Consider the following 12,285-nt stretch of genomic DNA (forward strand, 5'->3'; position numbering starts at 1 on the left):
CCTTCTACTGATGCACGGCGAGCTGGTAGGCCGTGTATTTACGAATATTGATAACGCCGGTGTCGAAGATCAGGTATTGGCCCTTGATCCCCAGCAGCGTGCCTTCGGCAATCGGGTTCTTGTCCAGGTTGAAGCTGACGATCTTGGTCGGGTACTGCTCGATCGGGTAGCGGATTTCGATCGGCTCGATGTCTGTTACCGGTTGGATCGCCTGGAGGCCAAAGCGTTCTTGCAGCCCCAACAGACCTTCGGCGCAGGATGCAAAGAGTTCATCGCGCACCTGCTTGAGGTCCACCGCCTGGGCATCACCCTTGAGCAGTGCGCGCCAGTTGGTCTTGTCGGCCACCTGGCTGCGGAACAGGTCTTCGACAAAGCCCGATTGCTGACGGGTAGCAACGCGCATGATCGGCAATGCCTGGCTCGCTCCCTGGTCCAGCCAACGGGTTGGCAGCTGACTGGCACGGGTGATACCGACCTTGATCCCCGACGAGTTAGCCAGGTAGACCACGTGGTCGGTCATGCAGAACTTCTCGCCCCAGGCCGGATCGCGGCAGGTGCCGGCATCGTAATGGCAGCGCTCGGGACTCATGATGCACAAGTCGCACTGAGCCAACTTGGTCATGCACGGGTAGCAGTAACCCTGACTGAAGCTGGTCTTGGTCTTGCGGCCACAATGGGTGCAATGAATCGAACCCAGGTATTCCAGGCGTACGGTGGTGCCAATCAATGGGTTGACCGGTACCTCGGTATCGCCCAGGCGAAAGGCGTATTGAACGGTCGGCTCACCCAGCTGCGCCGACATCTTGCTGACTGCACCACGGCCAATCTCAATCAATGGATGGCATCCGACTTGAACAGGATGTTCGGCACCGGTGCCGACTTGGAGGCGCACTCCTGTGGCCCCATGTAGCCGGTGCGCTGGTCTTCCGGCAGATTCTGCAGCTCCCAGGCGATTACCGCCTGCAGGGACAGTTCACGCTGCTCGGCAGTGAGTTTGCGACCATCGGACCATTTGCCGATTTCCACGGCGAGCTTGAGGCTCTGGTAGATGTCCGGGGTGATGTTTTCGATCATTTCAGCAAAAGAGGACATAAGGCTCTTCCTTAACAAATAGGAGATTCAAAGGGCTTGTTTACGACGGCTGTACAAGCCGCCCAACAAGCCCGTCAGGCAACCGACCACCAGCCCGCCGACGTGCGCGGCGTTGGCGATTTCACCGAAGCCGATCATCGAAACCAGGCCCGACAGGCACAGCAGCAGCCATACCAGCATCATCACCAGCACCCCACGGGGCAGGCGATAAGCCGGGTTTGGCGAAAGCAATTGATAGATCCAGCAGTGACCCAGCAAGCCATACAACACGCCGGACAATCCGCCGAACAGACCCGGGCCACCAAAATAGTATTGAGCGTAGTTGGACACGAGGCTGAACAGCAGCGTCAGGCCGAGCAGGTTGATACTGCCCTGACGCACCTCGATGCGCCGCCCCAACTCCCAGTACCACATACCGTTCATGGCCAGGTGCAGGATGCCGAAGTGGATCAGCATCGGCGTCACCAGGCGCCACCACTGCCCCGCCGCCAGGCTGTCGGCCAACGGTGTGAAGTGGAGGTATTCGCCCACCACCTGGAACTGCAGGAAGGTCAGCCAGCTCATGGCTTGCAGGTTATCCCCCAGCATCGTCACTGCACCGACGATCACGCTGAGCAACAGAATCAGCGCAGTCACCGGGCTATGGCGTAGTTGCTGGACAAAGCCGGCACGCGGGGCCACCGGTTGCTGTGGAATATCCAATTGCTGGTCCGGATCACCCGCCGGAAAGCGTTGGTACAACACGCGCACGTCTTCGCTGATGTTATCGGGCACCCACAGCACCTGCTCTCCCGCCTCTTCGCTGACGCGATGGGGCACTTGCATGCGCTGCAACAACTTGACGAAACCGGCCAGGTCCACGCTCAGGGGCAGGCGCAATACCGCAACGGCACTCATGAAATCACCTCGGGGCGCTCGACATCCACCCAAACAAATTTACGTGGATCAAGGCGAGTTTCCTGGTCCAGCCGATAAGCGACCAACTTGCCGTACAGCACTGCGCTGTAATCCAGGCAGGCTAGGTTCGGACGAATCGGCGCCGGTTTTCCGCTGCGCCAGTAATGGCCGACGAACAACAACGGCTCGTCGACGCCATAGCGCAGCAGGGAATTTTTCTCCGTGGAGGACAGCGGCGTAGCCGCCACCGGCTCCGGCAGCGCATCAGGCTGGAAGACGATATCGCCGTAGGTTTTCGGGTCGTCTTCCCAGAACTTGGTGCGGAAGAACGAGCGCGTCAGGCCATCGCCGCCGGTCAAGGTCAAGCCGTCCGGCAGGCGCATGTCGGTACCCCGCAACAGGCGATCAAAGGCATTGCTGGCGAAACTGCCCGGTACGGCGGCCGCCTGCAGAAAGTGTTGGTCGATACAGCCATCAGGGAAACTCGAACGCAGGGGCTCGATAAAGCCATCATCCCAACAGGCGTGGACCACACGGAAACGCCCAGCGTCGACAAACAGCGGCATGTCGTAGAACCAGCCGAGGAAGTCGTGCCAATCGGCCGGGTGCTGTTCGAACTGGGTCAGGGTCTCGTGGATCAGCCGGGCATGGCGCGGCGTATGCTCTCGCACAAACTGCTTGCCACTGCCAGGCGGTGCCGACGTGCTCCAGCCCAAGGCGTTGAACTCATGGTTGCCCATGATGCACAACGCCTGGCCGGCCACGGCCATGTCGTGGACGATATGCAGCGCCTCGCGAATACGCGGGCCACGGTCGATGATATCGCCGAGGAACACCGCCATTCGCGTGGGATGGCGCCAGGTGCCGCCCTGCTTGTGGTAACCCAACCGGTCGAGCAAGTGCTCAAGGGTATGAGCGCAACCGTGCACGTCACCAATCAGGTCGTAGCTACGCGCGGGATCGAGCATCAGTCGCCTCCACCCCCCAAGCGGCTGCCCCAGCCCAACTTGGTCCGGCAGACTTCGTAATAGTTGTGGTCCAGCGGGTGGATCAGCCGCAGTTTCTGCGCCTTTTTGCTCACGGTGATGGTGTCACCGGGGGCGCAGGTGAAATGGTTCTGCCCGTCGCAGGAGACTTGCGGGTAAATCTGCATGTCTTTGGAAACCACGATTTTCAGCTCACTGTTACCGTCGACCACGATGGGCCTGCTGGACAACATATGGGGGTACATCGGCACGATCACAATGGCATCCAGCTTGGGATGCATGATCGGACCGCCGGCAGACAATGCGTAGGCCGTGGAGCCGGTGGGCGTGGCGACGATCAGGCCGTCCGCCTTCTGGCTGCAAACGAACTGGCCATCGATATACAGCTCGAACTCGATCATCCGCGTCGACTTGCCAGGGTGCAGCACCACATCGTTAAGGGCATCGCCCTGGCCGATGGCTTCGCCGTGACGGCGCACTTCAGCCTGCAACAGGAAGCGGTTTTCCACCAGATAGTGGCCGTCCAGCACCTTGGCCACTTCGACTTCCAATTCATCGGGGCGGATATCGGTGAGAAAACCCAGGCTGCCACGGTTGATCCCCAGCACCGGCACGTTATGCCGGGCCAACGCACGGGCGGCGCCCAGCAGGCTGCCGTCGCCGCCGACCACGATCACCATGTCACAGACTTCGCCGAGCATCTTGCGCGACGAGGTCTGCAGGCCATGACCCGGCAGAATCTCGGCGATGGTGTCTTCGAGGATCACATGCAGGTGGCGCTCGAGCAGAAACTTTTTCAGCCGGCGGACGGTGTCCAGGACCTGTGTACTGCCCAGGCGACCGATAATGCCGATATTGCGAAATTGCTCCATGGGGCTCCTGCGGGGTTTGCGTGGCGACAAAAAGAACGATTATGGGCGAAAGGTGGCATTAGACAAAATTCTTTGTCGTCGCCCTGTAGCCGCTGCCGAGGCTACACTCGCACAATGACTCTGTTCCCTGATTTACAGAACCTGCCCCGCCAACTGCGCCACCCTGAAGTGCGCGACTTGGCGTGGGTGATGCTCGCCCCACCGATGCTGGCGCAAACGCCTTGGCCGCAGCGTCATCCATTGACAGGCAGCGACTGGGTGCAAGCGCCGCACCTGCTGGAACAATGGCTGCGGCAACTGGACCACGACAGCAGCGCCTTGCAGCACTGGTTGAGCCTGGCCCGCACCCGTCGGCTGGGGCTGTATTACGAGCGTCTCTGGCAATTTGCCGTACAGCATGCGCCCGGCGTGGAGTTGCTGGCGGCCAACCTGCCAATCCGCCAAGCCGGGCATACCCTGGGTGAGTTGGACATGCTGCTGCGCGACCGCGACGGTGTGCACCATCTCGAACTGGCGATCAAACTTTATCTGGGGCCTCAGGAAGGTGATGGACGCGACACGGCCAAATGGCTGGGCCCAGGTTGTCACGACCGGCTGGACCGCAAGCTGGCCCATCTGGCCCAGCATCAACTGCCGATCTCCGCCCGCCCGGAAAGCCGCGAAGCCCTGGCGGCGCTGGATATCCAGCACTTTGATGCGCACCTTTGGCTGGGTGGCTATCTGCTGTACCCATGGCCCGGCACCGCGCAGGCGCCTCTTGGCGTCCATCCGCAGCATTTGAATGGGCGCTGGCTGCATCAGCGGGACTGGTTGGAGTTTGTCACGCAAAGCCCGGCCGGCCGCTGGCAACCCCTGCCCCGCCATGCCTGGCTGGCGCCGGCGCACTATCCGGCAGATCAAACATGGGAGCCGACCAAAATGCTGCACTGGCTGACTGAACTGGACCCCATGGCGCCCGCACAATTACTGGTGCGGCTGGTTGAAAATACCGAGGGCGAGTGGGAAGAGGCCGAGCGGTTGTTTCTGGTGGCAGATCTTTGGCCGAATGTGCCAGCGCTTACAGGCTATCGATATGCCGATAGTCAACCTGTAACCCCGTAGCCAATGCCTGTGCCCGCCCCAGCCGAATGGGCCCCCGCTCTATATCCACCAGTAGTCCCGGGCAATCGAGCTGCGGCAACGGCATGACATCCTTGAGCCGGCCATCCGTGATCACCAGCAAGCGCTGCTGCTCCGCCGGATAACGCTTGCGCCGGGCCGCCAGCCAATGACCGGCTTCACTCAGCGCCGCCAGCAATGGCGTGCCACCGCCCGCCCCCAGGCCGTCGAGCCACTGACTTAACCCTTTGGCCGCCCTCAGCCCCTGTACTTGCCACTTGGGTGACGGCCCGCTCACCGTGAGCAATGCCATCCGCGCCCGTTGGCGGTAAGCATCGTCAAACAGCTGAGCCAGAAAGCCCTTGGCGTCACTCAAGGCCTGATGTCGCCGAGTGGAAGCCGAGGCATCGACAATCACCAACCACAACTCATGGGGTGATCGGCTACGCAGGCGGTACAACAGGTCTTCACGGCATTGCGGCCGCCCGCCGAGCAAAGTGCCCGGCCAGTTGACTGAACCTTGTACAGCACTGCGCGCCGGCCCTTGCCGGCCCTTGTCCAGTCGGCCCGCTTTGGGCCGGGCATCCGCCCCCGCGTCAAGTCGAGGGCGAATGCCTAGGGCTTTTTTGGCCAGGCAGGCACATCTCGCCGGGCGCCCACGGGCAAAGCAGGTGCAGGCATGTCGCCCCACTGGCCCTGCCCCTCGGAAGGCGATGGATCAGAAGGCTTTGATGACTGGCCATTTGACGGGCTCGCAGGACTGGACGGCTCCTGACGCCGATGTCGCAGGGCAAACTCCGCCACCGCGTCGATATCTTCCTCACGGATAGCCGCCGCCCCACGCCACGCCGCATGCGCTCTCGCGCCGCGCAACCAGACCAGATCGGCACGCAAACCGTCGACGCCGGCCGCAAAGCAGCGCTCGGTAATTTGCCCCAAGGCCTGATCATCCAGTGGGATGCTCTCCAGTAGCGCCCGGGCCTGTGTGCAGCGCTCACGTAACGCGGCCTGCTGACCGGCCCACTGTGCGCAGAAAGCTTCGGGATCGCTGTCAAAATCCAGCCTGCGGCGAATGATCTGCCTCCGTTGCGCAGGCAGCGTTTGCCCGCTCAACGCCACATTGAAACCAAACCGATCAAGTAACTGCGGGCGCAGCTCACCTTCTTCCGGGTTCATCGTGCCAATCAGTACAAAGCGCGCCGAATGGCGGTGGGAAATGCCGTCGCGCTCGATCAGGTTGGTGCCGCTGGCCGCCACGTCCAGCAGCAGGTCCACCAGATGGTCAGGCAGCAAATTGACCTCATCGACGTACAACACGCCGCCATCCGCCTTGGCCAGCACGCCGGGGGAAAATTGCGCGCGGCCTTCGCTCAGCGCGGCGTCCAAGTCGAGGGTGCCCACCAGGCGCTCCTCGGTGGCGCCCAGGGGCAGCGTGACGAACTGGCCGCTCGCCAACAAATCCGCCAGGCCACGGGCCAGGGTAGATTTGGCCATCCCCCGAGGGCCCTCGATCAACACGCCACCGATTTTCGGGTCGATGGCGGTCAGGCACAGGGCCAGTTTGAGGTCGTCGGCGCCAACGACGGCGGACAGCGGGAAATGAGGGAGGTCGGTCATCAACTGTCTTCTTCTATATCCAACAACAAATTTTCCAACGCCTCACGATAGGCCCCGGGTTCCTGCCACATACCTCGCTGCTGGGCTTCCAGCATGCGCTCAGTCATCTCTCGCAAGGCGGCCGGGTTGTGCTGCTGCACAAATTCGCGGGTGTCGGGATCCAGTAAATAGGCATCAGCCAGCAACGCATATTGATGATCATCGATCAGCGCCGTAGTGGCGTCGAAGGCAAACAGGTTGTCCACGGTCGCCGCCATCTCGAACGCACCTTTATAGCCATGGCGCTTGACTCCTTCGATCCACTTCGGATTGGCCGCCCGGGCACGGATTACCCGGTTCAGCTCTTCTTTCAAGGTGCGGATCTTCGGTAAGTCCGGCTGGCTGTGGTCGCCGTGATAACTGGCGGCCCTATCACCGCTCAGGGTTTCCACGGCAGCGAGCATACCGCCCTGGAACTGGTAGTAATCGTTGGAATCGAGCACGTCATGCTCGCGGTTGTCCTGGTTCTGCAACACTGCCTGGACCTGGCTCAAACGCTGAGCGAACTGTTCACGGGCGGCAGTGCCTTCGTCGGAACCGCCATAAGCGTAGCCACCCCAGTTGAGGTAAACCTCGGCCAGGTCTTCTCGGCTCTGCCAAAGACGACCGTCAATCGCCCCCTGCACGCCCGCGCCATAGGCACCGGGCTTGGCACCGAAGATTCGCCAGCCGGCCTGTTTTGCCGCAGCCTCGTCATCCAGTCCGGACAGGCGCAAGGCTTCGCGTTCGCTGCGCACCTTGGCCGCCAGCGGGTTCATGTCATCCGGCTCATCCAGCGCCGCCACGGCTTGCACGGCCGCGTCGAACAGGCGGATCAGATTGGCGAAGGCGTCCCGGAAGAACCCGGACACCCGCAACGTCACATCAACGCGTGGGCGATCCAGCAGGCTCAGGGGCAGGATTTCAAAGTCATCCACCCGCTGACTGCCCGTGGCCCATACCGGACGCACGCCCATCAGTGCCATAGCTTGGGCGATATCGTCACCCCCGGTGCGCATGGTAGCGGTGCCCCACACCGACAGGCCGAGTTGGCGCAGGTGGTCACCGTGGTCCTGCAAATGCCGCTCAAGAATCAGGGTTGCCGACTGGAAGCCAATACGCCAGGCCGTGGTGGTGGGCAGGTTGCGCACATCCACCGAGAAAAAGTTGCGTCCGGTAGGCAGCACATCCAGACGGCCACGGCTGGGTGCGCCGCTGGGACCGGCCGGCACGAAACGCCCGCACAGGGCATCCAGCAAACCGCGCATTTCCGCCGGGCCGCAAGCATCCAGGCGCGGAGCGACGACAATACGCAGGCTCTCGATCACACCTTTGACGTCTTGCCAGCCTGGCTCTTCAAGCTGCTCAAGTGCGCCCTCCAGGGACTGCTCGATCAGGCGCGCAGCGTAGAGTTCCAGACGTTCACGGGTGTCGCCCGCCGTACGCCACAACTGTGGGTCAATCTTCTGCAGGACCTCGGGACGACGCCCGGTCCACGGTTCGGCCAGCGCGCAATCCAACGGATCGAAGCCCAGTTCAAACGCCTTGGCCAGCACCCGCAACAAACTCGATTGCGGCCCGCGGCCGTCGCCTCGCGGAATGCGTAGCAATGCCAGCAGGGTGTCGATACGCAAGCGCCCCACTGGCGACTCACCGAAAATGTGCAGACCGTCGCGGATCTGCGACTCCTTCAAGTCACACAAGTACGTGTCCAGGCGTGGCAACCAGATGGCCGCATCGGCATCGCTGTCGAGGTTTTCGTCCAGCGCCAGCTCCTGGTCGATACGGGTTTCCCGCACCAACTTGAGAATGTCCTTTTGCAACTCCCGGGCACGGCGCGGATCAAGCAGTTGTGCTTCGTAATACTCGTCCGCCAGCAACTCCAGGTTGCGCAACGGCCCGTAGGTTTCGGCACGGGTCAGCGGCGGCATCAGGTGATCGATGATCACTGCCTGGGTACGACGTTTGGCCTGGGCGCCCTCGCCCGGGTCGTTGACAATAAAGGGATAGATATTCGGCAGCGGCCCCAGCAACGCATCCGGCCAGCAGTTTTCCGACAGCCCGACGCCCTTACCCGGCAGCCACTCCAGGTTGCCGTGTTTGCCGACGTGGACCACCGCATGGGTGCCGTAGGTCTGGCGCAACCAGAAGTAGAACGCCAGATAACCGTGAGGCGGCACCAGATCCGGGTCGTGGTACACAGCGCTGGCATCCACCTGATAACCCCGGGCGGGCTGAATGCCGACGAAGGTCAGGCCAAAACGCAGGCCGGCGATCATCATGCGGCCGTCACGGAACATCGGATCATTGTGGGGAGAGCCCCAGCGCTCCAATACGGCTTGGCGGTTGGCCTCGGGCAGGCGCTTGAACATTGCCTCGTAGTCGTCCAGCCCCAGGCTTTGATGGCAAGGACGCAGATCGAGGCTGTCGAGGTCGTTGCTGACGCCACCCAACAGCGCTTGAATCAATGCCGTACCGCTTGCCGGCAGCTCGTCCGGCAACGGGTAATCCTCGATTTTCAGCGCCCGAAGGATATTCAGTGCCGCCGCCGGGGTATCAAGACCGACGCCGTTGCCAATGCGCCCATCGCGGGTCGGATAGTTGGCAAGAATCAGCGCAATACGCTTTTCGCTATTGGGCACCCGCGCCAGTTCGACCCAGCGCCTTGCCAGTTCGGCGACAAAATCCATGCGCTCCGGTTGCGCCCGGTAGCACACCACATCGGACTGACTGCGCTCGCTGCGCCAGGCCAGGTCCTTGAAGCTGATGGGCCGGCTGATGATCCGCCCGTCCAGCTCCGGCAAGGCAATATGCATCGCCAGATCACGGGGGCCGAGGCCTTGCTCGCTGGCTTGCCAGGCAGGTTCGTTGTCCTGGGCGCAGATGGCCTGGATCACCGGGATGTTGCGGCGAAACGGCCGCAGGTGCGGCGCTTCGGGGCTGGACTGGGCAAAGCCGGTGGTGTTGAGAATCACCGACGCCTGCACCTCATCCAGCCAGTCCTCGACCACCGTCAGGCAGCCGGGCTCTTTCAAACTGGCCACCGCAATGGGCAACGGGTTGAGACCCGCAGCCTGTAAGCGTTGGCAAAACACATCGATAAAAGCGGTGTTGGCCGCCTGCAAATGAGAGCGATAGAACAACACCGCCGCCACCGGGAGCCCGGCCTGCCAGTCAGCCTGCCAATCGCTCAGGCTGGCATTGGCTTTATGCGGGTGATAAATCGCCGTGCGTGGCAGCACCTGTGGCTCGGCCCAGGCGTAATCGCGCCCCAGGTAAGTCGTGGCCAGGCAGCGATAGAAATCCAGCGCATTGCCCATGCCGCCCTGGCGCAGGAAGTGCCAGAGGCGGTCACGCGCCTCCATACTCACGGTGCTGAGGCCGCTGAGCTCCGGGTCCGGACGATCGTCCCCCGGCACCAGAATCAGTTGAACGCCGCGCTGCGCCAACTCCACCAGGCGCTCAATGCCGTAACGCCAATAAGCAATCCCGCCGTGGAGCGAGATCAGGATGACCTTGGCGTGACGCAGCACCTCATCCACATACAAGTCGACCGACGCATGATTCTGCACCTGCATCGGGTTGGCCAGGCGCAGGCTCGGGTAGTCCGCAGGCAATTGCTGTGCGGCTTCGGCCAGCAGCGCCAGGCTGGAATCGCCGCTGCACAAAACCACCAGCTCGGCCGGGGTTTGTCCAAGGTCGGCAATGTTGTCATCCGAGACGAAACCCCCGGGCTGGGTCCTGAGCAGGTGCATGGCTTAAACGCTGAGGGCAGCGCGCAGTTGCGCTTCGAGCAAGGTGGCATCCAGTTCCTGGCCGATCAGCACCAGATGAGTCGCGCGCCGCTCATCGGCACGCCAGGCGCGGTCGAAGTGTTTGTCGAAACGGGTGCCTACACCCTGGATCAGCAGGCGCATTGGTTTGTTGGGAATAGCCGCGAAGCCCTTGACCCGCAGGATGCCGTGCTGGACCACCAGTTGAGTCAATGCGTCGAGCAACAGGCTTTCGTCGGCTTGCGGCAGTTCGATGGAGATCGAGTCAAATGCGTCGTGATCATGGTCGTCTTCACCTTCGTGGTGATGATCGTGATGGCTGTGACGGCCGTCGATGTGCTCTTCGGAACCGGCACCCAGGCCAATCAGTACATCCAGCGGCAAACGACCACTGCTGGCTTCGATGATCTTGACCGCTGGCGGCAGCTCCTCGGCGACTTCCAGGCGTACGCGGGCCAGGTCTTCGGGGCTGATCAAGTCGGATTTGTTGAGGATCACCAGGTCGGCGCTGGCCAGTTGGTCGGCGAACAGCTCGTGCAGCGGCGATTCGTGGTCAAGATTAGGGTCGAGTTTGCGCTGGGCATCCACTTGATCCGGGAACGCAGCGAAGGTGCCAGCCGCCACGGCCGGGCTGTCGACCACGGTGATCACTGCGTCAACGGTGCAGGCGCTACGAATTTCCGGCCACTGGAAGGCCTGGACCAGCGGTTTTGGCAGGGCCAGTCCCGAGGTTTCGATGAGGATATGGTCGAGGTCGCCGCGACGGGCCACCAACTCGCGCATCACCGGAAAGAACTCTTCCTGGACCGTGCAGCACAGGCAACCGTTAGCCAGCTCGTAAACGCGGCCGTTGGCTTCTTCTTCGGTGCAGCCGATGGAGCATTGCTTGAGGATTTCGCCATCAATGCCCAACTCGCCGAACTCGTTGACGATCACCGCGATACGGCGGCCCTGAGCGTTGTCCAGCATGTGGCGCAGCAAGGTGGTCTTGCCCGAACCGAGGAAGCCGGTAACGATGGTGACGGGGAGTTTGGCCAGTGTTTTCATCGGATGCCCTTTGGGGCGGGCATACGGGACGACTGGCCCTGCGACGGCACGCAGAAACCTGTTTCGCCACCGGATCACCCCGCCCGGTTGAAAGTTGAGAATCGTTGCGAGGCAGGTCTCCTGGCTTGGGGCTTGCCAGTCGTTCGACTGGCGCTGGCTGCGCCTTCCCGCCTGGTTCAGGCAGTGGCGTGGCAGTCAGATAAACCCTTTACAGTTGCGGGGGCAGCCGCGGCATTGACCGCGTTCCCTTCTTAGCTTCGGCCTGGGCCGAAGAACCTCGAAGGCGCAAGGCTACGCAGTGCACGAGGAAGGGTCAATCTCCGAACGTTTGGTGTGTATCAACGCCAAACGCTCCAGCATGCCTTCGCTCGCCGCGGGTCCAGCCCGTACGCGGCATTGTTCCATCGGCACGATAGCCCCCTGGGCAACGTCAACCACCGCCACCGCCACTGGACGGGCGGTCGCGGCATCGACCATCTGCAGGCTTTCGCCCTCCGGCGCGAAGTGCCGGTTGCCCCACCCCACGAACGCCATGATCACGATCCTGAAATCCTCACCGGCGGGCGTCGGCACATATTCAAAACGCGGCGGCCGCTCACTGTAGCGCCGGCGCTCCAGCAGTCCGCCCTCCACCAGCGTATTCAACCGGCGCGTGAGCATGTTGGGCGCAATATCCAGGCTCTGGGAAAACTCGTCAAAGCGCCTCAAGCCCTGCAGCGCATCACGCATGATCAGAATGCTCCACCACTCACCCACCCTTTCCAGCCCGCGCGCCACCGGGCACTCGGCATTTACCAGCGACTTGCGTTGCATTGCAGTTCCTCTATGGGGAAACCCGGAATATTTTCGCTACTCGAAGTTACTTTCATGATGATAGCTTCGTCC

11 protein-coding genes and 1 riboswitch are annotated in these 12,285 nt (G+C 62.1%); of the genes, 1 reads left to right on the forward strand and 10 read right to left on the reverse strand.

Annotation, left to right across the window (positions count from 1 at the left end; all coding sequences use genetic code 11):
- Positions 1-4 precede the first annotated feature (4 nt).
- The 5 genes from HKK55_RS11585 to HKK55_RS11605 are packed head-to-tail and all read right to left on the reverse strand — an operon-like array spanning position 5 to position 3,847.
- Complete coding sequence (locus HKK55_RS11585) at positions 5-835, reverse strand: DUF2797 domain-containing protein (RefSeq protein WP_178128843.1); 831 nt, start codon at positions 833-835, stop codon at positions 5-7.
- The gene (locus HKK55_RS11590; RefSeq protein ID WP_169354806.1) at positions 832-1,092 is read right to left on the reverse strand and encodes a YeaC family protein; all 261 of its coding nucleotides are present in this window, start codon (positions 1,090-1,092) and stop codon (positions 832-834) included. Before HKK55_RS11590 ends, HKK55_RS11585 begins: the two co-directional genes overlap by 4 nt.
- A 27-nt stretch (positions 1,093-1,119) precedes the next feature.
- The gene (locus HKK55_RS11595; protein WP_169354807.1) at positions 1,120-1,989 is read right to left on the reverse strand and encodes a rhomboid family intramembrane serine protease; all 870 of its coding nucleotides are present in this window, start codon (positions 1,987-1,989) and stop codon (positions 1,120-1,122) included.
- The gene (locus tag HKK55_RS11600; RefSeq protein WP_169357835.1) at positions 1,986-2,960 is read right to left on the reverse strand and encodes a metallophosphoesterase; all 975 of its coding nucleotides are present in this window, start codon (positions 2,958-2,960) and stop codon (positions 1,986-1,988) included. Before HKK55_RS11600 ends, HKK55_RS11595 begins: the two co-directional genes overlap by 4 nt.
- Positions 2,957-3,847 (reverse strand): NAD(+) kinase, encoded by an 891-nt coding sequence (locus HKK55_RS11605; protein WP_003217892.1) that lies wholly within the window; start codon positions 3,845-3,847, stop codon positions 2,957-2,959. Before HKK55_RS11605 ends, HKK55_RS11600 begins: the two co-directional genes overlap by 4 nt.
- A 114-nt stretch (positions 3,848-3,961) precedes the next feature.
- Here HKK55_RS11605 and HKK55_RS11610 point away from each other — a divergent pair, with 114 nt between their 5' ends.
- Positions 3,962-4,948 carry a DUF1853 family protein gene (locus HKK55_RS11610; RefSeq protein ID WP_169354808.1) on the forward strand — a complete coding sequence of 329 codons (987 nt, stop codon included), beginning with the start codon at positions 3,962-3,964 and terminating at the stop codon, positions 4,946-4,948.
- Here HKK55_RS11610 and HKK55_RS11615 read toward each other — a convergent pair.
- From HKK55_RS11615 to HKK55_RS11635, 5 genes are all read right to left on the reverse strand, one after another.
- Positions 4,905-5,507 carry a VWA domain-containing protein gene (locus HKK55_RS11615; RefSeq protein WP_169357836.1) on the reverse strand — a complete coding sequence of 201 codons (603 nt, stop codon included), beginning with the start codon at positions 5,505-5,507 and terminating at the stop codon, positions 4,905-4,907. The two genes, HKK55_RS11610 and HKK55_RS11615, sit on opposite strands and share 44 nt — an antisense overlap.
- 53 nt (positions 5,508-5,560) lie before the next feature.
- Positions 5,561-6,562 carry an ATP-binding protein gene (locus tag HKK55_RS11620; protein ID WP_169354809.1) on the reverse strand — a complete coding sequence of 334 codons (1,002 nt, stop codon included), beginning with the start codon at positions 6,560-6,562 and terminating at the stop codon, positions 5,561-5,563.
- Entirely contained in the window at positions 6,562-10,335 is a 3,774-nt protein-coding gene (gene cobN / locus HKK55_RS11625) for a cobaltochelatase subunit CobN (protein WP_169354810.1), read from the reverse strand. Before cobN ends, HKK55_RS11620 begins: the two co-directional genes overlap by 1 nt.
- A gap of 3 nt (positions 10,336-10,338) precedes the next feature.
- Positions 10,339-11,400, reverse strand: a complete 1,062-nt coding sequence (cobW, locus tag HKK55_RS11630) for a cobalamin biosynthesis protein CobW (RefSeq protein WP_169354811.1) — start codon at positions 11,398-11,400, stop codon at positions 10,339-10,341.
- 92 nt (positions 11,401-11,492) lie between these two features.
- Positions 11,493-11,695: riboswitch (cobalamin riboswitch) on the reverse strand.
- Positions 11,692-12,213 carry a helix-turn-helix domain-containing protein gene (locus HKK55_RS11635; protein ID WP_169354812.1) on the reverse strand — a complete coding sequence of 174 codons (522 nt, stop codon included), beginning with the start codon at positions 12,211-12,213 and terminating at the stop codon, positions 11,692-11,694. It overlaps the preceding riboswitch by 4 nt.
- Positions 12,214-12,285 lie beyond the last annotated feature (72 nt).

This window comes from Pseudomonas sp. ADAK18 (assembly GCF_012935695.1).
Classification (GTDB): Bacteria; Pseudomonadota; Gammaproteobacteria; order Pseudomonadales; family Pseudomonadaceae; genus Aquipseudomonas.